Genomic DNA, 25,996 nt, shown 5'->3' on the forward strand with positions numbered 1-25,996 from the left:
CAACGACATTTAAAACTCTTTTTTGGATGAGCATAGTGAGCTGTTATGAAAATCACCAACCCTGAGGCATTAATGGCGGCCAGTATCAGCCGACGAAGCCTGGTGAAAACCTCCGCTATCGGTAGCCTTGCGCTTGCCAGTAGCGCTTTCACCCTTCCGTTCTCCCGCATCGCACACGCCGCAGCAGACCTCGCATCCGGCAATGTGGCAGAAAAAGCGGTCTGGAGTTCATGTACCGTTAACTGCGGCAGCCGCTGCCTGCTGCGCCTGCACGTAAAAGATGACACCGTATATTGGGTTGAATCAGATACCACGGGCAACGATGAATATGGCAACCATCAGGTACGCGCCTGCCTGCGCGGCCGTTCTATTCGTCGCCGGATGAATCATCCCGATCGCCTGAAATATCCGATGAAACGCGTTGGTAAACGAGGAGAAGGCAAATTCGAACGTATCAGTTGGGATGAAGCGTTGGATACCATCGGCGATAACCTGAAACGTATCCTCAAGGACTACGGCAACGAAGCGGTACATGTCCTTTACGGTACCGGCGTGGACGGCGGCAATATTACCAATTCTAACGTACCGTATCGCCTGATGAACGCCTGCGGCGGCTATCTCAGCCGTTACGGTAGCTACAGCACCGCCCAAATCAGCGCGGCCATGAGCTATATGTTCGGCGGCAACGACGGCAATAGTCCGGATGATATCGCCAATACAAAACTGGTGGTGATGTTTGGCAATAACCCCGCGGAAACACGTATGAGCGGCGGCGGCGTGACATACTATGTCGAACAGGCGCGCGAACGCTCCAACGCCCGGATGATCGTCATTGACCCGCGTTATAACGACACTGCCGCCGGCCGCGAAGACGAGTGGCTGCCGATTCGCCCGGGTACCGATGGCGCGCTGGCGGCGGCAATCGGCTGGGTGCTGATTACCGAAGATCTTATTGATAAACCGTTTCTGGATAAATACTGCATCGGCTACGACGAAACCACTCTGCCCGCCTCGGCCCCGCGTAACGCGCACTATAAAGCCTATATTTTGGGTCAGGGCGAAGACGGTATTGCTAAAACGCCGCAATGGGCCGCGCAGATTACCAGTATTCCGGCGGAAAAAATCATTCAACTGGCGCGGGAAATCGGCTCGGCGAAACCGGCTTACATTTGCCAGGGCTGGGGACCGCAACGCCACTCTAACGGGGAGCAGACCGCACGCGCAATCGCCATGTTGTCTGTACTCACCGGTAACGTCGGCATAAATGGCGGTAATTCCGGCGTGCGCGAAGGCACCTGGGATCTGGGCGTCGAATGGTTTTCTATGCTGGAGAACCCGGTAAAAACCCAGATTTCGGTCTTTACCTGGACCGACGCTATCGATCATGGCGCGGAAATGACCGCCACACGCGACGGCGTGCGGGGAAAAGACAAACTCGACGTGCCGATCAAATTTTTGTGGTGCTACGCCAGTAATACGCTGATCAATCAGCATGGCGATATCGCCCACACCCACGAGGTGCTTCAGGACGACAGTAAATGTGAAATGATCGTCGGTATCGAGCACTTTATGACCGCGTCGGCAAAATATTGCGACATTCTGCTGCCTGATTTAATGCCGACCGAGCAGGAAGATCTGATTTCCCACGAATCCGCAGGCAATATGGGCTATGTCATTCTTGGACAGCCCGCCACCTCGCCGAAATTTGAAAGAAAGCCCATTTACTGGACGCTCAGTGAAGTGGCTAAACGGCTTGGTCCGGACGTATACCAGACCTTCACAGAAGGCCGCACGCAGCATGAGTGGGTCAAATACCTGCACGCAAAAACCAAAGCGCGTAACCCGGAAATGCCGGATTACGAAGAGATGAAACAGACAGGCATTTTCAAGAAAAAATGCCCGGAGGAGCACTACGTCGCTTTCCGCTCATTCCGCGAAGACCCTGCCGCCAACCCACTGAAAACGCCGTCCGGTAAAATCGAAATCTATTCCGAGCGTCTGGCAACCCTCGCCGACACATGGGAGCTGAAGAAAGATGAGATTATCCATCCTTTACCCGCCTATACGCCAGGCTTTGACGGTTGGGACGATCCGCTTCGTCAGCGCTACCCGCTACAGCTAACCGGCTTCCACTATAAAGCGCGTACCCACTCCAGCTACGGCAATATCGACGTCCTGCAACAGGCATGTCCGCAGGAGATCTGGATCAACCCGATTGATGCGCAAGCGCGCGGCATTCAGCACGGCGACACCGTGCGGGTCTTTAACCAGAATGGAGAGATGCTCATTCCGGCAAAAGTCACGCCGCGCATATTGCCCGGCGTCACCGCTATCGGCCAGGGCGCCTGGTTAAATGCCGACATGTTTGGCGACAAAATCGATCACGGCGGCTCCATTAACATTCTGACGTCGCACCGGCCTTCCCCACTGGCGAAAGGTAATCCGTCACACAGTAATCTTGTTCAGGTTGAAAAGGCGTAAGGAGTAACCGATGACAACCCAGTATGGATTTTTTATTGATTCCAGCCGTTGCACCGGTTGCAAAACCTGCGAACTGGCCTGCAAGGACTACAAAGATCTCACTCCCGACGTCAGTTTCCGGCGGATATATGAATACGCAGGTGGCGACTGGCAGGAAGATAACGGCGTCTGGCACCAGAACGTCTTTGCCTATTACCTCTCCATTTCGTGCAACCACTGCGAAGACCCGGCCTGTACCAAAGTCTGCCCGAGCGGCGCGATGCACAAGCGCAAAGATGGTTTTGTGGTGGTGAATGAAGAGGTCTGTATCGGCTGCCGCTACTGCCACATGGCCTGCCCGTACGGCGCGCCGCAGTACAACGCGGCCAAAGGTCATATGACCAAGTGCGACGGCTGTTATGACCGGGTGGCGGAAGGCAAGAAACCGATCTGCGTCGAGTCCTGTCCGCTGCGGGCGCTGGATTTTGGCCCGATAGACGAACTGCGCAAAAAACACGGTGAGCTGGCTGCCGTCGCGCCGCTGCCGCGCGCGCATTTCACGAAACCAAATATTGTGATTAAACCCAACGCCAACAGCCGCCCGACCGGGGACACTACCGGTTATCTGGCCAATCCGAAGGAGGTATAAGATGGGAAGTGGATGGCATGAATGGCCGTTGATGATCTTCACGGTCTTTGGTCAGTGCGTGGTCGGCGCGTTAATCGTTAGCGGACTGGGCTGGCTGACGGCAAAAGACGATACCATCGCCCGTCAGCGCATCGTGCGTAGCATGTTTTTTCTGTGGCTGGTGATGGGACTGGGATTCCTCGCGTCGATTATGCATCTCGGCTCGCCGATGCGCGCGTTTAACTCGCTTAACCGCGTAGGCGCTTCCGCACTGAGTAATGAAATCGCCGCAGGATCGGTGTTCTTTGCCGTAGGCGGCATCTGGTGGCTGGTGGCGGTACTCGGTAAAATGCCCCCGGCGCTGGGTAAAGTGTGGCTGCTGGTCAGTATGGCGCTCGGCATTGCATTCATCTGGGCAATGACGCTCGTTTATCAGATAGATACCGTGCCAACCTGGTATAATGGCTACACCACGCTGGCCTTTTTCCTCACGGCATTCCTGTGCGGCCCGGTGTTTGCGGCGCTACTGCTACGCATCGCGCGCGTCCCATTTTGCAGCGTGACGTTTGCCAGTATTAGCGGCCTGGCATTGGTGGTGTGCGTGGCGGTCATCGTACTACAAGGACTGTCTCTCTCAACCATTCACAGTTCCGTGCAACAGGCCAGCCATCTCGCACCGGATTACGGTATGCTACAGGTCTGGCGCATTGTCTTGCTTGCTGCCGGATTAGGCTGCTGGTTATGTCCGCTAATCCGTCGCCGCGAACCGCATACCGTTGGTTTGCTGCTCGGTGTCGTGCTGGTGCTGGCGGGCGAAATTATTGGCCGCGGACTTTTTTATGGCCTGCATATGACCGTAGGTATGGCCGTCGCAGGTTAATTTATGCGTGCGGGGCGACCCGCACCTTTCGGGATTGTTTGAATGACCACTTTTTTACAACGTGATGATTTTGCAGTAACGGCGCGTGTTCTTGGCGCGTTGTTTTATTATTCGCCGGAAAGCCACGAAACCGCTCCTCTGGTCCAGGCGCTATTAAACGACGACTGGCAGGCGCAGTGGCCGCTTGATGCCGAGGCGCTTGCACCTGTGGCGGCTATGTTTAAGACCCACTGCGAAGAGTCGTTGCCACAGGCCTGGCAGCGTCTGTTTATCGGCCCTTACGCTCTGCCGTCTCCGCCGTGGGGTTCCGTCTGGCTGGATCGTGAGAGCGTATTATTTGGCGATTCTACGTTGGCGCTACGTCAGTGGATGCGCGAAAACGGGATTCAGTTTGAAATGCAGCAAAACGAGCCAGAAGATCATTTTGGGTCGCTGTTGCTGCTGGCGGCCTGGCTTGCCGAGAATGGCCGTCATCATGAATGCGAACAACTCCTGGCCTGGCATCTGTTTCCGTGGTCGTCCCGCTTTCTGGACGTATTTATCGATCATGCCGGGCATCCGTTTTATCAGGCGTTGGGGCAACTGGCGCGTCTGACTCTGGCGCAATGGCAAGCTCAACTCATTATTCCCGTCGCTGTAAAACCGTTATTCCGTTAATCCCCACAAAAGGCAGGATTTTACCTGCCTTTTCTCCCATTGTGGCCTATTTTTATCTACAAGAAGTGACAACGTCACACCACATTTCTATTTTTAAGATAATTCTTTATCGTGAATGTTCACGCTAAGCCGCATAAGGGCAAAACATAATTGTTAATAGATGTTTAACAGTGTTAAACATCACGCTCCGCTGGAATCCTTCCCAACCTGTTGCTATAGCTCAAAGCACCCTGCCGGAACATGGCATAACAACACGCGACTCTTAACGTCGCCATAACACATGCAAACAGGGAGACACACCGCAATGCACACCCTCACCCTAAAACGCGTACTTGGGTTCACTATCGTCATTCTGCTGTTACTGGCGCTGTTTATCTGGGGAATCGGTCTGGAGACGCTGAAAGCGCGTCAGGTCGATCTGCTGTATCTCGGACAACGGCATTTGATGCTGGTCTTTACGTCCATGTTTTTTGCTTTACTGGTCGGTATCCCGAGCGGGATTTTACTCAGCCGTCCTGCGGCAAAAGGATTTGCTGAATATGTCATGCAAATCTTTAACGTTGGTAATACTTTGCCGCCGCTGGCCGTCCTGGCCTTAGCGATGGTGATTATCGGGATCGGCGATACGCCCGCCATTGTCGCGCTATTTCTGGCTTCTCTTCTGCCTATCGTCCGCAATACCTATGCGGGCCTCTGTTCCGTTCCCGCCTCACTGATTGAAGCGGCGAACGGGATTGGGATGACAAAATGGCAGCGGCTTCGCCAGGTAGAGCTACCTAATGCGTGGCCAGTGATGCTGTCCGGTATTCGCATCGCGACCGCCATCAATGTCGGCACCGCGCCGCTGGCCTTTCTGATTGGCGCCAGCAGCTACGGCGAGCTGATTTTCCCGGGAATTTATCTCAACGATTTTCCGACGTTGATCCTCGGCGCAACGGCCACGGCGTTATTCGCGCTGATTCTTGACACTCTGCTTGCCTGGTTTGGGCGACGCCTTAGCCCTCATACCGTCTGAACGCATAAATAACAATAAGGAGCGTTAAATGAGATTCAAAAAACACCTGTTGGGATGGCTTGCCGCAACGCTGTTGTTCAGTAGCCAGACGCAGGCCGCGCCGCTGGTTCTCGCCACCAAAAGCTTTACCGAGCAGCATATTCTTTCCGCTATGACCGTTCAGTATTTGCAGAAGAAAGGCTTTCAGGTTCAGCCGCAAACCAATATCGCCGCGGTGATTTCACGTAATGCGATGGTGAATAAACAAATTGATATTACCTGGGAATACACCGGTACATCGCTGATTATTTTCAACCGTATCGATAAGCGCATGAGTCCACAGGAAACCTACGACACGGTAAAACGCCTGGATGCGAAGCTGGGCCTGGTATGGCTCAAACCGGCTGACATGAACAATACTTACGCGTTCGCGATGCAGCGCAAACGCGCCGAGTCGGAAAATATCACTACCATCTCGCAAATGGTGGCAAAAATCGAACAGGTCCGGCAGAACGATCCTGACCACAACTGGATGCTCGGCCTCGATCTGGAATTTGCCGGGCGCAGCGACGGAATGAAGCCCCTTCAGCAAGCCTACCAGATGCAGCTCGATCGCCCGCAAATACGACAGATGGACCCAGGGCTGGTCTATAACGCCGTTCGGGATGGGCTGGTTGACGCCGGGCTGGTCTATACCACCGACGGACGGGTGAAAGGGTTTGATCTGAAAGTGCTGGAAGATGATAAAGGCTTCTTTCCAAGTTACGCTGTCACGCCCGTGGTGCGTAAAGAGGTGCTGGAGGCCAATCCTGGCCTTGATGACGCCTTAAACACCCTTTCCGGCCTGCTCAATAACGATGTGATATCGACCCTAAACGCCCAGGTCGATATCGAGCATCGCACGCCGCAACAGGTAGCCCATCAATTTTTGCAGGACAAAGGTCTGCTGTAAGGAGCGCCTATGGATACGATACATTATATGCTGGATAACGCAGGCTATCTCGCCAGCCTTACCTTTCAGCATCTCTGGCTGGTCGCGCTGGCCGTCGGTCTGGCGATTATCATCGGCGTACCGTTAGGCGTTTTGATTGTACGCCACAAATGGCTGGCAACGCCGGTATTGGGTGCCGCCACGCTACTTCTTACCATTCCGTCTATCGCGCTGTTTGGATTAATGATCCCGCTCTTTTCGCTGATCGGGCATGGTATTGGCGTTCTGCCCGCCGTGACGGCCGTTTTTCTCTACTCTTTACTGCCGATTGTCCGGAATACCCATACTGCGCTTGATAGTTTGCCGCCCGGTCTGCGTGAAGCGGGACGCGGCATCGGTATGACTTTCTGGCAACGGCTGCGCTGGGTCGAAATCCCAATGGCCCTACCGGTTATTTTCGGGGGTATCCGCACCGCGGTAGTGATGAATATCGGCGTGATGGCGATTGCCGCGGTGATCGGCGCCGGCGGTCTGGGACTGCTACTGTTAAACGGCATTAGCGGCAGCGATATTCGTATGTTAATTGCCGGCGCGCTGATGATCTGTCTACTGGCGATTGTACTTGACTGGCTGTTGCATCGTCTGCAAGTCGTACTGACACCTAAGGGGATACGATAATGATAAAACTGGAAAATCTCACCAAACAATTTGTACAGAAAAAGGGTCAGCCGCTAAAAGCCGTCGACAACGTCAACCTGAACGTGCCGGAAGGCGAAATGTGCGTCTTACTCGGTCCCTCCGGCTGCGGCAAAACCACCACGTTAAAGATGATCAACCGGCTGATCGCGCCCAGCAGCGGTAATATTCTTATCAACGGCGAGAATACCAACGATATGGATACGGTAACGCTACGCCGCAATATTGGGTATGTTATCCAGCAGATCGGCCTGTTTCCTAATATGACGATTGAAGAAAATATTACCGTTGTGCCGCGCATGTTGGGTTGGGACAAAGCGCGCTGCAAGCAACGCGCCGAAGAGTTGATGGACATGGTGGCGCTGGATGCCAGAAAATTTCTGCATCGCTATCCAAAGGAGATGTCCGGGGGACAGCAACAGCGTATTGGCGTGATCCGCGCTCTGGCCGCCGATCCGCCGGTACTGCTGATGGATGAGCCCTTCGGCGCGGTGGACCCCATTAACCGCGAAGTGATCCAGAACCAGTTTCTGGATATGCAGCGTAAGCTAAAAAAGACCGTGATGCTGGTCAGCCATGATATCGACGAAGCGCTAAAGCTCGGCGACCGTATCGCCGTGTTCCGTCAGGGGCGAATTGTACAGTGCGCCAGTCCTGATGAACTGCTGGCCAAACCGGCTAACGAGTTTGTCGGGTCGTTTGTCGGTCAGGACAGAACGTTAAAGCGTTTGCTACTGGTCTCCGCGGGCGATGTGACCGACCAACAGCCAACCATTACCGCGCGGCCTTCCATGCCGTTAAGCGAGGCGTTCGGCATTATGGATGATCACGATATTCGCGCCATTACCGTCATTGACAACGACGGTAAGCCACTGGGATTTGTGAAGCGCCGGGAAGCGCGGAACGCCAGCGGAATCTGCGCCGATATCACCCATCCTTTCCGTATTACGGGCAAAGCGGAAGATAATCTGCGTATTGTGCTGTCCAGATTGTACGAAAGTAATACCAGCTGGATGCCGATCGTTGATGAAGACGGACGCTATAACGGTGAAATCTCTCAGGATTACATCGCCGATTATCTCAGCTCAGGCCGCACGCGTCGGGCGCTAAATATTCACGAAAACAGCTAACGCTGCCGCCGGATGGCCTCTCGCTATCCGGCAATATCATTATTGTACGCAATATTATATCGCACATAGTGCTTTTGCGTCTGACGCCATTTCCCCGCAGAATAGGCTATCCTGAAACTCCCTGTTTACCCGCTCATGCATCGTTTACACGCTTACCCGGATCTGCGCGCGATGTTTCGTCGCCTGCTGATCGCTACGTTCATCGGTATTCTCGCGGCGCTGGCTGTCGCCGCCTTCCGTCATGCGATGCAATTGCTGGAGTGGATTTTCCTGAGTAATGACACCGGCAGTCTGGTGAATGCGGCTGAGGGGCTTTCGCCCTGGCGACGGCTGATTACGCCGGCGCTTGGCGGCCTGGCCGCTGGTCTGTTGCTGTGGGGGTGGCAAAAAATGAACCAACAGCGCCCCCATGCGCCCACTGACTATATGGAAGCATTGCAAACCGACGGGCAATTTGACGTTGGCGCCAGTCTGGTGAAATCGCTGGCCTCGCTGCTGGTCGTGGTCAGCGGCAGCGCAATTGGTCGCGAAGGCGCAATGATCCTCCTCGCCGCGCTGGCGGCATCCAGCTTTGCCCGACGCTTCACGCCGCGTGAGGAATGGAAATTATGGATCGCCAGCGGCGCCGCTGCGGGCATGGCGGGCGCTTACCATGCGCCGCTGGCGGGCAGCCTGTTTATCGCGGAGATCCTGTTCGGTACCTTAATGCTGGCTTCCCTCGGCCCGGTTGTCGTTTCCGCCGTCGTCGCCCTGCTAACCACCCATGTATTAAACGGTAGCGATTCACTACTCTATACCGTACATCTGACCGTTGATCTCCACGCGCGGGAGTACGTCATGATAGTCAGTACCGGCCTGGTCGCCGGTCTGTGCGGCCCATTGCTGATGTGGCTGATGACGGCCAGCCATAATAGTTTCTTACGCTTAAAACTGTCCCCGCCCTGGCAACTGGCGTTGGGCGGGCTTATTGTCGGATTACTGTCGTTACTCACGCCCACGGTATGGGGAAACGGCTATAGCGTCGTACAATCATTTTTGCTCTCTCCGCCGCTATTCTCGCTGATTGGCGGAATTTTTGCGTGCAAAATCCTGGCGGTGCTCGCCAGCAGCGGGTCTGGCGCGCCGGGCGGCGTCTTTACGCCAACATTATTTGTCGGATTATCCATTGGAATGTTTCTGGGTCGGATATGGGGATTCTGGCTGCCAGGCTCGGATGAAATAGCGATTTTATTGGGGCTGGCGGGTATGGCGACGCTACTGGCGGCGACAACCCATGCGCCGATAATGTCCACCCTGATGATTTGTGAAATGACCGGCGAGTATCAGTTACTCCCCGGTCTGCTGATTGCCTGTGTAGTCGCGTCAGTGCTCTCGCGAACGTTACGCCATGATTCTATCTACCGCCAGCACGCTGCCGAGCATTGATAAACGAATATACTGCCCCAGCTCACGCTGCTCGGCGCGCGGCAGGTACGGTAACTCGCCAATCAGCGGCGCTGGCAGTTTTTTCCCAAGCACATCAATAATTTCAGCATAATGCGCCAGGCCAGGATTGATACGATTCGCCACCCAGCCAATTAATGGCAGTCCATCGTTAGCGACAGCTTGCGCAGTCAGTAGCGCATGATTAATGCACCCCTCCTGAATCCCTACCACCATCAATACCGGTAACTGTTCCTGTACCACCCATTCGGACAATGGACGTAAATCATTCATCAAACTACGCCAGCCGCCAGTGCCCTCCACAACCACGTGGTCCACTTTATCGCTCAGGCTCGCCAGACCGTTGGACAGCAAGGTGTAATTTATAGGACAGCTATGCGCGACGCTGCTTTCTTCTTCGCTTAACGCGATCGGATTAATCGCCTCATACGGCAACTCCAGCGAAGAGACGCTTTGCAATACCAGCGCGTCTTTGTTGCGCATCCCTTCTGCAGTCTCTTTGCTCCCTTTAGCGACAGGTTTATACCCTGCAACGCTCTTACCACTCGACGCTAACGCTTGTAGTAATGCGCGGGAAACCACCGTCTTCCCAACAGAAGTGTCTGTACCTGTAATAAAGAAACGCTTCAGCATCACTAACTCCACCGTTATGCTTCGAAAATATAAGCCAGGAAAATAATACAGTGGAGAAAGTCTAAGATATGGCAAGGGCAATCAGCTTGAGTTAGCGCAAATTTTTGTACAACAGTTAAAAAATGTTAACCCTGTAATAGACGAATCAACAAAGAGCCGTTATACATCGCGTCTTTTACCAACGCCGCCCCGGCCATCGTGCCCTGGTTGGTAAACTGCGTGCTTTCCACAACCGTGTTCCTACTGTAGGCGGGCAGCGCCTGTTGACGGATACTGTCAGCAATGGCCGGAAAAAGGATATCAGCCGCTTTACTTAGCGGCGAACCAATAAGAATTTTTTGCGGATTAAATAAATTCACCATGATAGCCAGAATGCGTCCGACATGCGCGCCAACGCCGCTAATAATATCTTTTGCTAATAGATCTCCCTGCATCGCCGCCTGACACAGTGAATCTACCGTTAACGGCTGGCCGTGCAACATTGAACTCATCGACTGATTAAGCCGAAGCTGCGTAAGTTCCAGCACGCTATCGACGCTGGCGATGGTCTCCAGACAGCCATGATTACCGCAATAACAGCGCTTACCATAAGGATCGACCTGGGTATGCCCAATCTCTACCAGACTGCTACTGCCCGCATGAAGCAAATGACCGTCGGTGATAACGCCCGCCCCCACATTATGATCAATCACCACCTGGATAACGTCGCGCGCGCCGCGTGAGGCGCCAAAAAGCGCCTCTGCCATCGTCCAGGCACTAATATCATGCTGAATGTAAACCGGTACGCCAGTGTGCCGCTCCAGCGCATCTCCCAAAGGCATCTCTTTGACATCTTCGTAATACGGCATCCGGTGCACAACGCCGTTTTCGGTATCGATAATGCCCGGTAACGTAATGGCAATGGAGGTCAGACGCTCCAGTTTCTGCTGATGGCGGGTAAAAAACCGATCAACGTGCGTAATAATTCGCTCAAGCAACGGCGTGGCTTCGGTTAACGGCAGCGGCAGACACTCTTCTACCACCAGTTTGCTGCTAAGATCGCGTAGCGCAAGGAAAATTTCGCCACGGCTAATACGAATAGATAAATAGTGCCAGGCTTCCGTTTCCACCATCAGCCCGACGGCGGGACGTCCACGACTGCCCGCCTCTTTAATTTCAAGTTCCTGAACCAAATGCGCTTCCAGCATTTCGCGAACAATTTTCGTAATACTGGCAGGCGCCAACTGCGCCAGACGAGACAGGTCAATTCGCGATACCGGTCCGAGCTGATCAATCAGGCGATACACTGCGCCAGCATTGGTCTGCTTAATTTGATCGATATGCCCAGGCTGACTATCAGCAACCACCGCTCACTCCCTTTATTTTCGCGCTCCGAAATAATCTGTGTGCTATGGTGAAACACTTCAATACTCGCCGTCAACTTTTTGCTTAGCCGTGTGATTAACTGCACATTTTCACCCTTTTTAAGCGTAATTAATCCCGTCGGGCAGCCAGTAATAGCAGTTGGCAAAACCGCTGTACGGCATGACTCTGTTCATGATGCTTTGGCCATACCAGCCACATTTCAGATACGGCGTCCTCTTCTGCCAGGGGAACCCAGCGCATCTCGCTCATCTGTACACGCTTAAAGGATGCCGGCAGAATCGAGACACCCAGTCCCGCCGCCACCAGACCGATAATGGTCATTGCCTCGCCAACCTCCTGTGTGATGGTCGGCGACAGGTTATAGCGCCGCATCAGGCCGAGAATATCGTCGTAGAGGCCCGTCCCGACATGCGGATCGAAAAAGACGAAAGGTTCTTCCGCCAGTTCTGTCAGACTGACGACCGGCTTTTGTGCCAGCCGATGTTCGCGCGGGATCATGGCCATAAGCGGCTCATGCAAAATCACCTCGCGATTAAGTGTGTCGGGCAGCGGCGTATTCCGCAGCAAGCCAATATCCAGTACGCCTTCGTTGAGCGGCGCGATTTGCTCACGCGTATTCATTTCACGCGTTTGCATATGCACTCCCGGATAGGACTGGCGGAACAGCGAAAAGGTATGCGATACCGCCCGAATAAAAGGCGCTGAAGACGTAAAGCCAATACGGATTTCACCCGCTTCGCCCTGATGCAACCGCTCGGCGCGAGCGGCGGCGTCGTTTACCAGACTCAGGATGTGTCGGCTATCCACCAGAAACTGTCGCCCGGCGGCGGTTAACGCTACGCTGCGGTTGGTCCGCGCCAGTAATCGCGCGCCGACCTGCTGCTCCAGAATTTGTATCTGCTGACTGAGCGGCGGCTGCGAGATATTGAGGCGCGCGGCGGCACGACCAAAATGCAGCTCTTCTGCTACCGCCACAAAGTAACGTAAATGACGTAATTCGATATTCATATTTTTAACGTCTTATTTGAGACAATTAATATATTAGACAGAATATTTTGATTTTTCTATGCTTTACATGTCGGTTATACCCGTCTCCTGTTGACGGAGATGTAAAGCAAGGATTTAACGTGAGTCGTACAACTATTCTCGATGACGCCACGGCGAGCGATATCGACGAACAACGCCATTCTCAGCCGGTTCAATTTATTAAACGCGGTACAGCACCTTTCATGCGCGTCACGCTGGCTCTTTTTTCCGCGGGCCTGGCGACTTTCGCGCTCCTTTATTGCGTTCAGCCTATACTACCGGTACTTTCCCAGGAGTTTGGCGTCTCCCCCGCCAGCAGCAGCGTTTCACTTTCTATTTCTACCGCCATGCTGGCTATCGGCTTACTTTTTACCGGCCCGCTTTCTGATGCGATAGGCCGTAAACCGGTGATGGTCACCGCCTTGTTATTAGCCTCCTGCTGCACATTGTTATCAACCATGATGACCAGCTGGCATGGTATTCTGATTATGCGCGCGCTGATCGGTCTGTCGTTAAGCGGCGTCGCCGCGGTGGGAATGACCTACCTGAGTGAAGAAATCCATCCCAGCTTTGTCGCTTTCTCTATGGGACTCTATATTAGCGGTAATTCCATCGGCGGGATGAGCGGGCGTTTATTAAGCGGCGTCATGACCGACTTTTTTAACTGGCGCATCGCGCTGGCGGCCATCGGATGCTTTGCGCTGGCGTCCGCGCTGATGTTCTGGAAGATTTTACCCGCCTCGCAACATTTCCGTCCTACATCGCTACGGCCTAAAACGCTATTTATTAATTTCCGTCTCCACTGGCGCGATCGGGGGTTACCTCTGCTGTTTGCGGAAGGCTTTTTACTGATGGGCGCGTTCGTCACCCTGTTTAACTACATTGGCTATCGCCTGATGCTCTCCCCCTGGGAATTAAGCCAGGCCGTGGTCGGACTGTTATCCGTAGCCTATCTCACCGGCACATGGAGCTCGCCGAAAGCTGGCGCAATGACCTCACGCTATGGCCGGGGGCCGGTGATGCTGTTCTCTATCGCAGTAATGCTGGGCGGGCTTTTACTGACGCTTTTTACCTCGCTTTGGCTGATTTTTGCCGGGATGCTGCTTTTTTCCGCCGGTTTTTTCGCCGCGCACTCCGTGGCCAGTAGTTGGATTGGCCCGCGTGCGCGCCGGGCGAAGGGGCAGGCCTCATCACTTTATCTTTTCAGCTATTATCTGGGGTCCAGTATCGCCGGGACGCTAGGCGGCGTATTCTGGCATAGTTACGGCTGGAACGGCGTAGGCGGTTTTATCGCGCTAATGCTGGTGCTGGCCATCCTGGTCGGGACGCGGTTACATCATCGTCTTCACGCCTGAAAAGAAATAATCCGGCGATAGCAACGTGCGCTATCGCCGGGCTGGTTTCACGCCACAACTCACTGTTCACCACAGACCTGTCAGGCTTGATACGCCCATAACTTCTCTGATTGCATCCAGCGCCAGAAGCGTAAATACCATCCAGATTATCGGATTCATATACGGTGTGCCTGTTATTCTGGAGGGCGGATATTACCGACTCTGCGACCAAAAATAACGGCCGGTAACGTAAAGCTACCTATTATGGTGGGGGCTTACATCGCGTTACCGGGGGATTGTACATAGCGTTACATGCCGAAACCAATCACTCACGGAAGCCTTTTGATAACAGCGATATAGTCATTTCACCGGCCCCGCAGTGGGGTTGAATGAAAACCAAATCGAGGGTATCAAAATGAAAAAAGTATTAGCTCTGGTTGTTGCCGCTGCAATGGGTCTCTCTTCCGCAGCATTCGCGGCTGAGACTGCAACGCCTGCGAAAACCGCAACGCCTGCCAAAACAACCCAGAACACCCAGCACCACAAAAAGCAGCATAAAAAAACCGTTGAGCAAAAAGCGCAGGCGGCTAAAAAGCACCAGAAAAAAGATGGCAAAAAAGCCCCGGCCAAATCTGTGTCAAAAACAACTTCGCAGCCGGCTGCGTAAGTCGTAACATGCTGCGGCGCGCCCCCGCGCCCGTTTTTACGGCGCTAAATTGTTCTGGTTTAGCGCCGCCTTCCGGGAGGGCAAAAAAGTGTCTCGCTACCGCTTTGAGCTCATTCTTATCGTGCTTATTTTATGCGCCGTTATTGCCACGCATTTCTATCTTTCCTGAGTGTAGTTATCTGATTTTACTCCCACTTTCTTACCGTCACGTCTATAGTAGTACTGAGGGTTTGTTGTTAATAATCATAATTACCCACCAGAGTGTGATATGCATAAAACCATTGCTGTATTACTGGGCATAGTGTGTTTTTTACCGGTTATGGCGAAAGCCAGGGGGGCTGAAACAGACGCCACGGATGCCAGCGACGTCAAAACGCTTTTTTTTAACCATGACGATCGGGTGCCCGTCGCCGATCCTACCCAATCGCCGTGGGATGCCATCGGGCAACTAGAGACCGCCAGCGGTAATTTGTGTACGGCAACGCTTATCTCCCCGCATATCGCCCTGACAGCAGGTCACTGCCTGCTAACGCCTCCGAAAGGAAAACCAGACAAGGCGGTTGCGCTGCGTTTTGTGGCGCGAAAAGGAGTATGGCGCTATGAAATCCACGGCATTGAAGGCCGCGTTGAACCGTCGCTGGGCCGACGTCTGAAAGCGGATGGCGATGGCTGGATTGTGCCGCCTGCCGCGGCAAGCTGGGATTTTGGTCTGGTAATATTGCGCTACCCACCTTCCGGTATCACGCCAGTGCCTTTATTTACCGGCGATAAAGCGGCGCTCACTGCGGCGTTGAAAGCCGCAGACCGAAAAGTCACGCAGTCCGGTTATCCGGAAGATCATCTGAATGCGCTTTATTCCCATCAGGATTGCGTCGTGACCGGCTGGGCGCAGAATGCCGTACTCTCACACCAGTGCGACACGTTACCTGGCGACAGCGGCTCGCCGCTCTTATTGCACACGGATAGCGGATGGCAGCTTATTGGCGTACAAAGCTCCGCCCCTGCGGCTAAAGATCGCTGGCGCGCCGATAACCGCGCTATATCCGTCACCGGCTTTCGCGATAAGCTGAAAGCTCTGGCGCAGGATTAATGCGGGAATCGCTGCCTGACCGGCAGCGATCGTCTCAGGCAAATTTTATCATGACCATTCCGGCGAGCAGCAATATCACGCCAACCCAGCCTTTGGGGTTTAAGCGCTGGCCGAAGAGCACCCAGCCCGCCGCCAGCGTAGCGGCAATACCAAAACCGCCCCATAGCGCATACGCCACCGACAGGTCTATCCCTTTTACCGCCTGGGAAAGCGCGCTGAAGGCGGCCAGAACAGCGGCAAGCGATAAGATGCCATAGCATTTACGGCGAAAGCCGTCCGAAAATTTCAACAGTACGTTAGCCGCGATTTCCAGTATTATTGCCAGCCCAAGCCAGGCGCCGTGTATCCATTCAAATTGTTGCACGAGTCGCCTCCTTCACCGGTTTGCCGGGTTTACGCGTCCCTGATTTGATCAATACGATGCCGGCGACCAGCGTCAGCAAGCCGGCAATCTTCATAGTTGATAATGCTTCATCAAATAGCAGCACGCTAAAAATGGTAATAAATAAAATGCCGATCCCTTCCCATAAGGCATACGCTACACCCAGGGCAATCTTTTTTACCGCAAAAGAAAGAAATATATATGACAGCGTGATCATCACCAGCATTAAAATAAAACCCGCATTGCCATTACCCACGCTAGCCCATTTCATTGAGAGCGTGCCGGTAATTTCAGTCGCGATAGCCAGAGCTAATAAAATCCAGTAAAACATGACACTTCTCCTGCATGAGAATATACTCTTTCGAGTCTGCTGCACGCAGCAAACTAAAAAATAAAATCAGTTAGCACAGCGCATTGCGCCAGCTCAGGCAGAAGTAAGAGACTAAAGCGCGTTACGCCAGTGCTGCTCGCCGATAAGCAGGAAAAAGGAGGTAGAGTGAAGATGCGTTTGCGTGGAGAAAAAAGCGCTGAACATATTGTCCATAATATTACAATTATCCGCAGTGTTGCTTCTCGTCATCGCGGATGATAATTGTCCTCGGTAGTTGAACACGCCTGATTTGTATCATAAGCCAGGAATTAACTCAAAATATTTTCACTTCTTTACCTGAAGTGTTTGATTTTAACCAGAACAGGTCGACCGACATCACATTATTATTCGTGTCGGCATCAGAAAACAGGGACTGATATGGCAAAACCGATCATCACGCTCAATGGTCTAAAAATCGTCATTATGCTGGGAATGCTGGTGGTTATTCTGAGCGGTATCCGCTTCGCCGCAGATATCATTGTTCCCTTTATTTTGGCGTTATTTATTGCAGTCGTTCTCAATCCCGTTGTGCAACGGATGACCCGATGTCGAATTCCGCGCGTTATCGCCGTGTCATTGCTCATTGTGATTATTGTCATGTTAATGGTACTGCTACTGGCCTATTTGGGGACATCATTAAATGAACTGGCCCGTACCCTACCGCAGTATCGCTCCTCATTGGTGATACCGTTGCAACGTATCGAACCGTGGTTGCAGCGAGCAGGCATTGGCGTGTCGGTTGATGAGCTGGCGAAATATATCGATCCAAACGCCGCCATGACTCTGGTAACGAACCTGCTCACCCAGCTGTCCAATGCCATGTCGTCCATCTTTTTATTGTTATTGACCGTGGTATTTATGCTGCTGGAGGTTCCACAACTGCCTGAAAAACTGCAGCAGATGATGAGCCGTCCGGTGGAAGGCATGGCGGCAATTCAACGCGCGCTTGATAGCGTTTCCCATTATCTGGTGTTAAAAACAGCGATCAGTATCGTGACGGGGCTGGTCGCATGGGGAATGCTGGCCGCGCTGGATGTTCGCTTCGCCTTTGTCTGGGGACTACTGGCCTTCGCGCTGAACTATATTCCTAATATTGGATCGGTGCTCGCTGCCCTGCCGCCCATTATTCAGGTGCTGGTATTTAACGGGTTTTATGATGCGCTGCTGGTGCTGGCAGGCTATCTGCTGATTAATCTGGTCTTCGGCAATATCCTTGAGCCACGAATCATGGGACGTGGTTTAGGCCTTTCAACCTTAGTGGTATTTTTGTCGTTAATTTTCTGGGGCTGGCTATTAGGTCCGGTGGGCATGCTGCTCTCCGTTCCGTTAACCATCATTGTAAAAATCGCCCTCGAACAGACCACCGGCGGGCAGAGTATCGCCGTTCTGCTTAGCGATTTAAACAAAAGATAAAATGCAATACATACACAAAATCATTCAAGATGCCTCGCGGCGGCAAGGGAAGAAATCCCCGGGAGCATAGATAACGATGTGACCGGGTTTTCTGAGCGCAGCCAACAAAAAGGCAGATTAAAGGATGAAGTGTATAAAAACGGCCTCCGAAGAGGCCGCCGCACGTTTAAAAGATTAAAGCGCTTTCAGAATCGCATCCACGCTGGCTTTGGCATCGCCAAACAGCATTTGCGTATTCTCTTTAAAGAACAGCGGGTTCTGCACACCAGCATAACCAGTATTCATTGAACGCTTAAAGACCACGACATTCTGTGCTTTCCACACTTCGAGAACCGGCATACCGGCGATCGGGCTGCGGGGATCGTCTTGCGCCGCCGGGTTCACCGTATCGTTCGCGCCAATCACCAGCACGGTATCGGTATCGGCGAAATCATCATTGATTTCGTCCATCTCCAGCACGATGTCATAAGGCACTTTCGCCTCCGCCAACAGCACGTTCATATGCCCCGGCAGGCGACCCGCCACCGGATGAATGCCGAAACGCACGTTGATCCCGCGCGCACGCAGTTTTTCGGTGATTTCCGCCACCGGATACTGCGCCTGCGCTACCGCCATCCCGTACCCCGGCGTAATAATGACGGAGTGGGAGTTTTTCAGCATCTCAGCGGTCTCTTCCGCCGTGATTTCGCGATGTTCGCCAGCTTCCTGATCGTCGCCCGTTGAGGAGCCGTCAGTACCGAACCCACCGGCAATAACGCTGATGAAAGAGCGGTTCATCGCTTTACACATAATGTAAGACAGGATCGCGCCTGACGAACCGACCAGCGCGCCGGTCACAATCAGCAAATCGTTGCTTAACATAAAGCCAGCCGCCGCGGCAGCCCAACCGGAATAGGAGTTCAGCATTGAAACAACCACCGGCATGTCCGCCCCACCGATAGAAGCGACCAGATGCCAACCAAACGCCAGCGCGATAATGGTCATCAGCAGCAGCGCCAGAACCTGTAGACCCACGCTTTCGGTACGAACAAAAACCAGCAGCAACAGGAAAGAAACAACCAGCGCCGCCAGGTTCATTTTGTGACGGTTAGGCAACATCAACGGCTTAGAAGAGATTTTGCCGCGCAGTTTACCAAACGCTACGATCGATCCAGTGAAAGTGACTGCGCCAATAAAGATACCGAGGAAGACTTCGGTCAGATGGATATTCACCAGCACCGGCGCCAGACTGGCGTCATGGTACAGATAGCTGTTAAAGCCAACCAGTACCGCCGCCAGGCCCACGAAACTGTGCAGAATCGCGACCAGCTCCGGCATCTCGGTCATCTCAACTTTTTTCGCCATGCGGATGCCAATCGCGCCGCCAATAATCATGGCGACCAGAATCCATGCCACGTTGCCGGTATCCGGCCCAAAAATGGTCGCCAGCAACGCGATCGCCATCCCGGCAATACCGAAGTTATTCCCCTGGCGGGACGTTTCATGCTTTGAAAGCCCGGCAAGACTGAAAATAAACAGGATCGCGGCAACAATGTATGCAGCTGTAACTAATCCTCCAGACATGTGTTACCCCTTAGTTTTTCCGGAACATTTTCAGCATACGCTGAGTCACGGTGAAGCCACCGAAAATATTAATGCTGGCGATAAGCACCGCGATAAAGCTCAGGAAGCTGACCCAGCCGCCCTGACCAATTTGCAATAATGCCCCGACAACAATAATCCCTGAAATTGCGTTGGTCACCGACATTAATGGCGTATGAAGCGCATGAGACACGTTCCACACCACGTAATAACCAACCACGCAGGCGAGCGCAAACACGGTAAAATGGCCGAGGAACTCTTTTGGCGCGACATCGGCCAGCCAGCCAAAAAGAATGATCGCCAGCGCCATTAACGCATACTTCCGCCAGGGTGAAGTGGGCTTTTCCGGCTCTTTTGGCGCAGGTGCTGCTTTAGGCGCGGCCTGTGGCTGCGCGGAAACCTGGATTGGCGGCGCAGGCCAGGTAATGTCGCCGTCGCGAATCACCGTCACGCCACGGATCACGACATCGTCAAAATCCACGTCAATATTGCCGTCTTTCTCTTTGCACAGCAGCTTCAGCAGGTTAACCAGGTTGGTGCCATAAAGCTGGGATGACTGCGTCGGCAAACGTCCCGGTAGATCGGTATAGCCAATCACTTTCACGCCATTGTCCGTCGTCACAACCTGATTGGCGACGGTATATTCGCAGTTACCGCCATTCTGCGCGGCCAGGTCGACAATCACGCTGCCGGCCTTCATAGAATCGACCATATCGCGGGTAATCAGCTTCGGCGCAGGTTTGCCCGGAATCAACGCGGTGGTAACAATGATGTCGACCTCTTTGGCCTGGGCGGCAAAGAGCGCCATTTCCGCTTTGATAAACGCCTCGGACATCACTTTGGCGTAACCATCGCCGCTACCGGCTTCCTCTTTAAAATCCAGTTCGAGGAACTCAGCCCCCATACTCTGGACCTGCTCTTTGACTTCAGGACGAGTATCAAACGCGCGGACAATCGCCCCCAGGCTGTTTGCCGCGCCGATAGCCGCAAGACCGGCTACGCCCGCGCCAATCACCATCACCTTCGCCGGCGGCACTTTCCCGGCGGCGGTGATTTGCCCGGTAAAGAAGCGCCCAAATTCATGCGCGGCCTCTACAATGGCGCGATAACCCGCGATATTCGCCATTGAGCTTAACGCGTCGAGCGACTGCGCGCGGGAAATACGCGGCACGGAGTCCATCGCCATCACCGTAACCTTACGTTCGGCAAGTTTCTCCATTAACCCAGGATTTTGCGCAGGCCAGATAAAACTGACCAGCGTAGTCCCGGGGTTCAGTAAAGCGATTTCATCTTCTTCAGGCGCATTAACCTTGAGAATAATTTCCGACTGCCAGATAGCATTGCCGTCTACAATATCCGCGCCAGCCTGCGCAAACGCTTTGTCGTCAAAACTTGCCAGTTGACCCGCCCCGCTTTCGATAGCGACGCTAAACCCCAGCTTCAGTAGCTGCTCTACCGTTTTCGGCGTCGCAGCGACACGGGTTTCATTGGGTAACCGCTCTTTTGGTATGCCAATTCGCATAAATGTTCCCTTCCATCGGTATTTTTGATGATGGTTTGTCAGTAAGCGCGAGAAGCGTACGCCTGCCCGCGTTTGAGGTAAATGTTACCCCAGCAGAATAAAACCGTTACAAACTCTCTATAACCTACTGAAAATAACGCCTGTGATCTAGCGCCAAAAAACAGAATTTTTTATCAAATTTGCAAAACATGAACGATTCAGCCGCTAAGCAGCCATAATGCCTTGAAAATGGCCTGCGAGGGCTGATAATTCGCTCAAATTTGACAGTAAAACATCATTAAACCTCTGTCGATATCAAGAAATTAACATTAAATTAACTTATTAAATTCATGCGCTTCATGAGCTTAGCCGCCCGGACGCCGTTTTTTTCGACATATCGGCAAATGTTATCATCAAAGATAGGATACATGACACGATGCGTGAAAAATCCCGCAGACATCCATATGGTTTAAATGCAATAATCAGCCACGTTTCTAGTCAATAACAATACCAGTACCTGGTTTGCGCAAGGCGAAGGATTATTTTTATGAAGCTTAAGAACACTCTCCTGGCGTCGGCTCTGCTTTCTGCGGCTGCTTTTTCTGTCCATGCAGCAACAGAACTGACGCCGGAGCAAGCGGCTGCACTAAAACCTTATGACCGCATCGTTATTACCGGTCGTTTTAATGCTATTGGCGATGCGGTCTCCGCCGTGTCCCGCCGCGCAGATAAAGAAGGCGCAGCCTCCTTCTATGTTGTCGACACCTCGGAGTTCGGCAACAGTGGTAACTGGCGTGTTGTGGCGGACGTGTATAAAGCCGACGCGCCGAAAGCCGACGCGCCCAAAAATCGTGTCATTAATGGCATCGTGGAATTACCGAAAGACCAGGCCGTACAATTAGAACCGTATGACACCGTCACCGTTCAGGGCTTCTACCGTAGCCAGCCGGAAGTTAACGATGCCATTACGAAAGCGGCGAAACAAAAAGGCGCATACGCTTTCTATATTGTTCGTCAGATAGATGCGAATCAGGGCGGAAACCAACGCATCACTGCATTTATCTATAAACAAGATGCGAAAAAACGCATCGTCCAGAGCCCGGACGCTATTCCGGCAGACTCTGAAGCTGGCCGCGCCGCGCTGGCTCAGGGCGGCGAAGCTGCGAAGAAAGTCGAAATTCCAGGCGTCGCCACGTCAGCCTCGCCGAGCGCCGAAGTAGGCCGTTTCTTCGAAACGCAATCCACCAAAGGCGGGCGTTACACTGTCACACTTCCGGATGGCACTAAAGTTGAGGAGCTGAATAAAGCGACGGCTGCGATGATGGTGCCTTTCGACAGCGTTAAGTTCACCGGCAACTACGGCAATATGACAGAAATCTCCTACCAGGTCGCCAAACGCGCGGCGAAGAAAGGCGCTAAGTATTATCATATTACGCGTCAGTGGCAGGAGCGCGGTAATAACATCACCATCAGCGCCGACCTCTATAAATAAGGCGCGCGTCGCCATCAGGCTTTCTCGCCGGATGGCGGCATACCTGCCTTATCAGGCCTACACTATCGTTCAACGGCAGGCCTGATAAGCCGCCATCCGGCACTTTCCCGCGGGTTGCCAGTTCCGTCAAATATCGCGATGAATCTCACTTTTCGCTTTTTTGGCGATAAATCTTATCCAGGCCGTTGCATGCGGTCCCTTCTCTCCGTAAAATCCCGCGCCTTAGTGGCTTTCACCATTTTTATGCGTTTTGCCATAATAATTATTCTTCCAATTTCATTTTTATAGCTGGATACCAATGGAAAAAAAACTGGGACTGAGCGCGCTGACCGCGCTGGTTTTAAGCTCAATGCTTGGCGCAGGTGTTTTCAGTCTGCCCCAGAATATGGCCGCCGTTGCCAGTCCGGCTGCGTTGTTAATTGGCTGGGCCATTACCGGCGTGGGGATACTCCTACTGGCATTCGCCATGTTAATCCTTACGCGCATTCGCTCCGAGCTTGACGGCGGCATCTTTACTTACGCCCGCGAAGGCTTCGGCGAACTGATTGGCTTTTGTTCTGCCTGGGGCTATTGGCTGTGCGCGGTCATCGCCAACGTATCCTATTTGGTTATCGTCTTTTCAGCGCTGAGTTTCTTTACCGATACGCCTGCCCTGCGTCTGTTTGGCGACGGTAATACCTGGCAGGCTATTGTCGGCGCTTCAGTCCTGCTCTGGATTGTCCATTTCCTCATCCTGCGCGGCGTACAAACGGCAGCCAGCATCAATCTGGTTGCGACTCTGGCGAAACTGTTACCGCTCGGCGCGTTTATTGTGCTGGCTATCATGATGTTCAAACTGGATACCTTCACACTGGACTTCACCGGTGTTGAACTCGGTATTCCCGTATGGGAACAGGTCAAGAACACCATGCTTATTACGCTGTGGGTGTTTATTGGCGTTGAAGGCGCCGTCGTCGTCTCGGCCCGAGCGAAAAATAAACGCGATGTAGGCCGCGCCACGCTACTGGCAGTACTCGCAGCGCTGGGAATATATCTCCTGGTCACGCTGCTTTCTCTTGGCGTTCTTGCGCGTCCGGAACTGGCGGAGATGCGCAACCCGTCGATGGCCGGTCTGATGGTGAAAATGATGGGGCCGTGGGGAGAAATTATTATTGCAGCGGGACTGATTGTGTCTGTCTGCGGGGCTTATCTAAGCTGGACTATCATGGCGGCAGAGGTGCCGTTTCTGGCGGCAGCCTATAAATCCTTCCCGGGCATCTTCGCGCGACAAAATGCGCAAGGCGCGCCTTCTGCATCGTTATGGCTCACCAATATCTGTGTGCAAATCTGTCTGGTGCTGATCTGGCTGACCGGTTCGGACTACAACACGCTATTGACGATTGCGTCAGAAATGATTCTGGTGCCCTACTTTCTGGTCGGCGCATTTCTGCTGAAGATTGCAACGCGTCCCCTCCATCGGGCGGTCGGTATCGGAGCCTGTATTTATGGCTTATGGTTATTATATGCGTCGGGCCCTATGCACCTGCTGCTGTCCGTCGTACTGTACGCGCCTGGATTACTGGTTTTCCTGTATGCGCGTCGGACGCACAAGCATGACAATGTATTAAATCGTCAGGAAGTCGTGCTGATTGGTTTATTGCTGGTCGCGGCGGTTCCGGCTACGTGGATGCTGGTGGGTTAACAACCTCCCTATCGTAATATCCGTCTGTATTACGATGGGGAAACCACGGTCTTTGCCAATATTAATGCCATTTAATCCAGCAAAAAATCAGCAGCCACGCGCTTAGCCCCCAGCAGACCACCGCACCGCCAAGCGCGACGGGCAGGCGCATCACGCCGCTGAAATACCATAGCGTTGCAAGATAAATGAAATAAGGAATGATCGACCACATGCTAAAGACGATGGTGGTACGCATCGCGTCGATGCCCCGCTCGCTAGCCACGATATAGTGCGCGATAAGCGCAAACGTTGGAAACAGAGGAATTAATCCGGCGATATAATAATTTTTCGTTTTTGACAGCAGACCAATCAATACGACGACCAGCGCCCCCAGGGCAGCTTTAATCACGAGTCCCATTACCTTGCCTTAACATGCTAATAACAACAGCGTGTAGCATAACGGAACCGCTCTCGTTTAGAAAAGATTTATGGAAGGGAAAACAGAGGCGGTGTATGTTGGCGTTTTCTATTCCCCATTTATAATATGAACCGCATTGTATTTGTTGAAGACGACGCTGAAGTGGGTTCGCTCATTGCCGCTTATCTGGCGAAACATGATATTGATGTCATTGTTGAGCCGCGTGGTGACCGGGCAGAGGATCTTATCCTCACCACTCAGCCCGACCTGGTTTTACTGGATATTATGCTTCCAGGTAAAGATGGCATGACGATATGCCGCGATTTACGCCACCGCTGGCAAGGCCCGATTGTCCTGCTCACCTCGCTGGACAGTGATATGAATCATATTCTGGCGCTGGAGATGGGCGCCTGCGACTACATCCTCAAAACCACGCCTCCGGCCGTTTTGCTGGCGCGTCTGCGCTTACATCTGCGGCAAAGCGAACAAACGCAACAGGCAAAAAGTCTTCAGGAGAGCGCGCTTACGCCGCATAAAGCGCTGCGTTTTGGCGCGTTAACCATCGATCCCCTTAACCGGGCGGTCCAGCTCAATGGCGATTTCATATCGCTCTCCACCGCCGATTTTGAATTGCTCTGGGAACTGGCGACACACGCCGGACAAATTATGGATCGCGACGCGTTGCTAAAAACGCTGCGCGGCGTCAATTATGATGGTCTGGATCGCAGCGTGGATGTGGCGATTTCCCGCCTGCGTAAGAAACTGCTGGATAGCGCTGCTGAGCCCTATCGTATAAAGACCATTCGCAATAAAGGCTATCTTTTTGCCCCTCATGCCTGGGACGAAACGACGGGATAAGTTAGCCGACAGATTTTACCTGCCTTTATTAAGTCATAGTGGCGATGCTCATCACCGCCACTGTTCAAAAAACAGACATTGCATACATGAATGCTATTTTTATTAGTCGAAACGGCCCCTTTATTACCGTTTTCTCTGCGTTTCGGTTCATCATTACGTCTTTTTCGCTCAAGAAAATTAAATTAAAAAAACTCGAAGCCAGTTCACAAAATTGATAACAGAATGTCTGCCCGCCGCTATATTGCCGTCTTTTTTCGCAAATTGTGAAACAAAACAAATCACAACCATGAATATATAATAACAAATATATTCACCATAAATATATGCGTTTCCGATAGTAACTTTTGTATTAATTAATAACATATAAGAAAAGTTAGCATTTGCTGA

Annotated in this window: 25 protein-coding genes; 16 read left to right on the forward strand and 9 right to left on the reverse strand. The window is 52.8% G+C overall.

The genetic code is table 11. The annotated features are described in order from the left end of the window. Positions 1–45: 45 nt before the first annotated feature. The 9 genes from ynfF to clcB all read left to right on the forward strand — a co-directional run bounded on the left by ynfF (position 46) and on the right by clcB (position 9,801). A complete protein-coding gene (gene ynfF / locus HU143_RS12110; protein WP_023227483.1) occupies positions 46–2,481 on the forward strand; it encodes a selenate/tellurate reductase subunit YnfF in 2,436 nt (811 codons plus the stop codon). A 10-nt stretch (positions 2,482–2,491) separates the two neighbouring features. Further along, positions 2,492–3,109 (forward strand): dimethylsulfoxide reductase iron-sulfur subunit DmsB, encoded by a 618-nt coding sequence (gene dmsB / locus HU143_RS12115; RefSeq protein ID WP_023227482.1) that lies wholly within the window; start codon positions 2,492–2,494, stop codon positions 3,107–3,109. A 1-nt stretch (position 3,110) separates the two neighbouring features. Continuing rightward, complete coding sequence (locus HU143_RS12120; RefSeq protein ID WP_000534695.1) at positions 3,111–3,968, forward strand: dimethyl sulfoxide reductase anchor subunit family protein; 858 nt, start codon at positions 3,111–3,113, stop codon at positions 3,966–3,968. A gap of 42 nt (positions 3,969–4,010) precedes the next feature. Further along, entirely contained in the window at positions 4,011–4,625 is a 615-nt protein-coding gene (gene dmsD / locus HU143_RS12125) for a Tat proofreading chaperone DmsD (protein ID WP_023227481.1), read from the forward strand. A 304-nt stretch (positions 4,626–4,929) separates the two neighbouring features. Beyond that, positions 4,930–5,640, forward strand: a complete 711-nt coding sequence (gene osmY, locus HU143_RS12130; RefSeq protein WP_000557304.1) for an osmoprotectant ABC transporter permease OsmY — start codon at positions 4,930–4,932, stop codon at positions 5,638–5,640. A gap of 28 nt (positions 5,641–5,668) precedes the next feature. Continuing rightward, entirely contained in the window at positions 5,669–6,571 is a 903-nt protein-coding gene (osmX, locus tag HU143_RS12135; RefSeq protein WP_001211193.1) for an osmoprotectant ABC transporter substrate-binding protein OsmX, read from the forward strand. A 9-nt stretch (positions 6,572–6,580) separates the two neighbouring features. Further along, positions 6,581–7,228, forward strand: coding sequence for an osmoprotectant ABC transporter permease OsmW (osmW, locus tag HU143_RS12140; RefSeq protein ID WP_000379677.1), 648 nt, complete (start codon positions 6,581–6,583; stop codon positions 7,226–7,228). Then, positions 7,228–8,376, forward strand: a complete 1,149-nt coding sequence (gene osmV, locus HU143_RS12145) for an osmoprotectant ABC transporter ATP-binding protein OsmV (RefSeq protein WP_000593088.1) — start codon at positions 7,228–7,230, stop codon at positions 8,374–8,376. The genes osmW and osmV overlap by 1 nt, the downstream gene beginning before the upstream one ends. A 135-nt stretch (positions 8,377–8,511) precedes the next feature. After that, complete coding sequence (gene clcB, locus HU143_RS12150) at positions 8,512–9,801, forward strand: voltage-gated ClC-type chloride channel ClcB (RefSeq protein WP_031617085.1); 1,290 nt, start codon at positions 8,512–8,514, stop codon at positions 9,799–9,801. Here the strand turns inward: clcB and bioD are convergent. The 3 genes from bioD to HU143_RS12165 form a co-directional block, all read right to left on the reverse strand. Then, a complete protein-coding gene (gene bioD, locus HU143_RS12155; RefSeq protein WP_000919233.1) occupies positions 9,757–10,452 on the reverse strand; it encodes a dethiobiotin synthase in 696 nt (231 codons plus the stop codon). The two genes, clcB and bioD, sit on opposite strands and share 45 nt — an antisense overlap. A gap of 125 nt (positions 10,453–10,577) precedes the next feature. Next, the gene (gene mlc, locus HU143_RS12160; RefSeq protein ID WP_000225094.1) at positions 10,578–11,798 is read right to left on the reverse strand and encodes a sugar metabolism global transcriptional regulator Mlc; all 1,221 of its coding nucleotides are present in this window, start codon (positions 11,796–11,798) and stop codon (positions 10,578–10,580) included. A 127-nt stretch (positions 11,799–11,925) separates the two neighbouring features. Beyond that, positions 11,926–12,825 carry a LysR family transcriptional regulator gene (locus HU143_RS12165; RefSeq protein ID WP_001019577.1) on the reverse strand — a complete coding sequence of 300 codons (900 nt, stop codon included), beginning with the start codon at positions 12,823–12,825 and terminating at the stop codon, positions 11,926–11,928. A 119-nt stretch (positions 12,826–12,944) separates the two neighbouring features. Between HU143_RS12165 and HU143_RS12170 the strand changes: the two genes are divergently transcribed. Then, positions 12,945–14,198, forward strand: coding sequence for an MFS transporter (locus HU143_RS12170; RefSeq protein ID WP_000091792.1), 1,254 nt, complete (start codon positions 12,945–12,947; stop codon positions 14,196–14,198). 66 nt (positions 14,199–14,264) lie between these two features. Here the strand turns inward: HU143_RS12170 and HU143_RS24560 are convergent, their stop codons facing one another. Continuing rightward, complete coding sequence (locus tag HU143_RS24560) at positions 14,265–14,357, reverse strand: KPN_01571 family protein (protein ID WP_023227479.1); 93 nt, start codon at positions 14,355–14,357, stop codon at positions 14,265–14,267. Between the two features lie 235 nt (positions 14,358–14,592). Between HU143_RS24560 and asr the strand changes: the two genes are divergently transcribed. Both asr and HU143_RS12180 read left to right on the forward strand, forming a co-directional pair. Continuing rightward, positions 14,593–14,844, forward strand: coding sequence for an acid resistance repetitive basic protein Asr (gene asr / locus HU143_RS12175; protein ID WP_023193189.1), 252 nt, complete (start codon positions 14,593–14,595; stop codon positions 14,842–14,844). Between the two features lie 268 nt (positions 14,845–15,112). Further along, complete coding sequence (locus HU143_RS12180; RefSeq protein ID WP_000549649.1) at positions 15,113–15,934, forward strand: trypsin-like serine peptidase; 822 nt, start codon at positions 15,113–15,115, stop codon at positions 15,932–15,934. Positions 15,935–15,968: 34 nt separating this feature from the next. Here the strand turns inward: HU143_RS12180 and mdtI are convergent, their stop codons facing one another. Next, positions 15,969–16,298, reverse strand: coding sequence for a multidrug/spermidine efflux SMR transporter subunit MdtI (mdtI, locus tag HU143_RS12185; RefSeq protein WP_023227478.1), 330 nt, complete (start codon positions 16,296–16,298; stop codon positions 15,969–15,971). Further along, positions 16,285–16,647, reverse strand: a complete 363-nt coding sequence (gene mdtJ, locus HU143_RS12190; protein WP_000500278.1) for a multidrug/spermidine efflux SMR transporter subunit MdtJ — start codon at positions 16,645–16,647, stop codon at positions 16,285–16,287. The genes mdtI and mdtJ overlap by 14 nt, the downstream gene beginning before the upstream one ends. Positions 16,648–17,064: 417 nt before the next feature. On the opposite strand from mdtJ, the gene HU143_RS12195 reads away from it, so the two are divergent. Then, complete coding sequence (locus HU143_RS12195; RefSeq protein ID WP_001118268.1) at positions 17,065–18,099, forward strand: AI-2E family transporter; 1,035 nt, start codon at positions 17,065–17,067, stop codon at positions 18,097–18,099. 174 nt (positions 18,100–18,273) lie between these two features. Here HU143_RS12195 and pntB read toward each other — a convergent pair whose 3' ends face one another. Together pntB and pntA are read right to left on the reverse strand one after the other, a co-directional pair. After that, positions 18,274–19,662: a Re/Si-specific NAD(P)(+) transhydrogenase subunit beta gene (gene pntB, locus HU143_RS12200; RefSeq protein ID WP_000014056.1), complete on the reverse strand. Its 1,389-nt coding sequence runs from the start codon at positions 19,660–19,662 to the stop codon at positions 18,274–18,276. A 10-nt stretch (positions 19,663–19,672) separates the two neighbouring features. Further along, positions 19,673–21,202: a Re/Si-specific NAD(P)(+) transhydrogenase subunit alpha gene (gene pntA, locus HU143_RS12205; RefSeq protein WP_001219355.1), complete on the reverse strand. Its 1,530-nt coding sequence runs from the start codon at positions 21,200–21,202 to the stop codon at positions 19,673–19,675. Positions 21,203–21,728: 526 nt separating this feature from the next. On the opposite strand from pntA, the gene ydgH reads away from it, so the two are divergent. Continuing rightward, positions 21,729–22,673, forward strand: a complete 945-nt coding sequence (gene ydgH / locus HU143_RS12210; protein ID WP_000769297.1) for a DUF1471 family protein YdgH — start codon at positions 21,729–21,731, stop codon at positions 22,671–22,673. A gap of 298 nt (positions 22,674–22,971) precedes the next feature. Beyond that, on the forward strand, positions 22,972–24,354 hold the full coding sequence (locus tag HU143_RS12215; protein WP_000412353.1) for an amino acid permease: 1,383 nt from the start codon (positions 22,972–22,974) through the stop codon (positions 24,352–24,354). Positions 24,355–24,415: 61 nt separating this feature from the next. Here the strand turns inward: HU143_RS12215 and HU143_RS12220 are convergent, their stop codons facing one another. Continuing rightward, the gene (locus tag HU143_RS12220) at positions 24,416–24,751 is read right to left on the reverse strand and encodes a GlpM family protein (RefSeq protein ID WP_000524877.1); all 336 of its coding nucleotides are present in this window, start codon (positions 24,749–24,751) and stop codon (positions 24,416–24,418) included. Between the two features lie 126 nt (positions 24,752–24,877). Between HU143_RS12220 and rstA the strand changes: the two genes are divergently transcribed. Further along, positions 24,878–25,609 (forward strand): two-component system response regulator RstA, encoded by a 732-nt coding sequence (rstA, locus tag HU143_RS12225; RefSeq protein ID WP_001080048.1) that lies wholly within the window; start codon positions 24,878–24,880, stop codon positions 25,607–25,609. The last annotated feature ends 387 nt before the right edge of the window (positions 25,610–25,996 follow it).

The sequence above is a fragment of the Salmonella sp. SJTUF14076 genome (assembly GCF_015534835.1).
In the GTDB taxonomy this organism is placed as follows: domain Bacteria; phylum Pseudomonadota; class Gammaproteobacteria; order Enterobacterales; family Enterobacteriaceae; genus Salmonella; species Salmonella enterica.

Excerpts from the sequence above, each read along its gene's own strand:
- HU143_RS12215 (WP_000412353.1), top strand. The coding sequence starts at position 22,972 with ATGGAAAAAAAACTGGGACTGAGCGCGCTGACCGCGCTGGTTTTAAGC.
- HU143_RS12120 (WP_000534695.1), top strand. The coding sequence starts at position 3,111 with ATGGGAAGTGGATGGCATGAATGGCCGTTGATGATCTTCACGGTCTTT.
- ynfF (WP_023227483.1), top strand. The coding sequence starts at position 46 with ATGAAAATCACCAACCCTGAGGCATTAATGGCGGCCAGTATCAGCCGA.
- clcB (WP_031617085.1), top strand. The coding sequence starts at position 8,512 with ATGCATCGTTTACACGCTTACCCGGATCTGCGCGCGATGTTTCGTCGC.
- HU143_RS12165 (WP_001019577.1), bottom strand. The coding sequence starts at position 12,825 with ATGAATATCGAATTACGTCATTTACGTTACTTTGTGGCGGTAGCAGAA.
- HU143_RS12195 (WP_001118268.1), top strand. The coding sequence starts at position 17,065 with ATGGCAAAACCGATCATCACGCTCAATGGTCTAAAAATCGTCATTATG.
- HU143_RS12180 (WP_000549649.1), top strand. The coding sequence starts at position 15,113 with ATGCATAAAACCATTGCTGTATTACTGGGCATAGTGTGTTTTTTACCG.
- dmsB (WP_023227482.1), top strand. The coding sequence starts at position 2,492 with ATGACAACCCAGTATGGATTTTTTATTGATTCCAGCCGTTGCACCGGT.
- HU143_RS12220 (WP_000524877.1), bottom strand. The coding sequence starts at position 24,751 with ATGGGACTCGTGATTAAAGCTGCCCTGGGGGCGCTGGTCGTCGTATTG.
- ydgH (WP_000769297.1), top strand. The coding sequence starts at position 21,729 with ATGAAGCTTAAGAACACTCTCCTGGCGTCGGCTCTGCTTTCTGCGGCT.
- rstA (WP_001080048.1), top strand. The coding sequence starts at position 24,878 with ATGAACCGCATTGTATTTGTTGAAGACGACGCTGAAGTGGGTTCGCTC.
- osmX (WP_001211193.1), top strand. The coding sequence starts at position 5,669 with ATGAGATTCAAAAAACACCTGTTGGGATGGCTTGCCGCAACGCTGTTG.
- osmY (WP_000557304.1), top strand. The coding sequence starts at position 4,930 with ATGCACACCCTCACCCTAAAACGCGTACTTGGGTTCACTATCGTCATT.
- pntA (WP_001219355.1), bottom strand. The coding sequence starts at position 21,202 with ATGCGAATTGGCATACCAAAAGAGCGGTTACCCAATGAAACCCGTGTC.
- bioD (WP_000919233.1), bottom strand. The coding sequence starts at position 10,452 with ATGCTGAAGCGTTTCTTTATTACAGGTACAGACACTTCTGTTGGGAAG.
- HU143_RS24560 (WP_023227479.1), bottom strand. The coding sequence starts at position 14,357 with ATGAATCCGATAATCTGGATGGTATTTACGCTTCTGGCGCTGGATGCA.
- mdtJ (WP_000500278.1), bottom strand. The coding sequence starts at position 16,647 with ATGTTTTACTGGATTTTATTAGCTCTGGCTATCGCGACTGAAATTACC.
- osmW (WP_000379677.1), top strand. The coding sequence starts at position 6,581 with ATGGATACGATACATTATATGCTGGATAACGCAGGCTATCTCGCCAGC.
- dmsD (WP_023227481.1), top strand. The coding sequence starts at position 4,011 with ATGACCACTTTTTTACAACGTGATGATTTTGCAGTAACGGCGCGTGTT.
- osmV (WP_000593088.1), top strand. The coding sequence starts at position 7,228 with ATGATAAAACTGGAAAATCTCACCAAACAATTTGTACAGAAAAAGGGT.
- pntB (WP_000014056.1), bottom strand. The coding sequence starts at position 19,662 with ATGTCTGGAGGATTAGTTACAGCTGCATACATTGTTGCCGCGATCCTG.
- asr (WP_023193189.1), top strand. The coding sequence starts at position 14,593 with ATGAAAAAAGTATTAGCTCTGGTTGTTGCCGCTGCAATGGGTCTCTCT.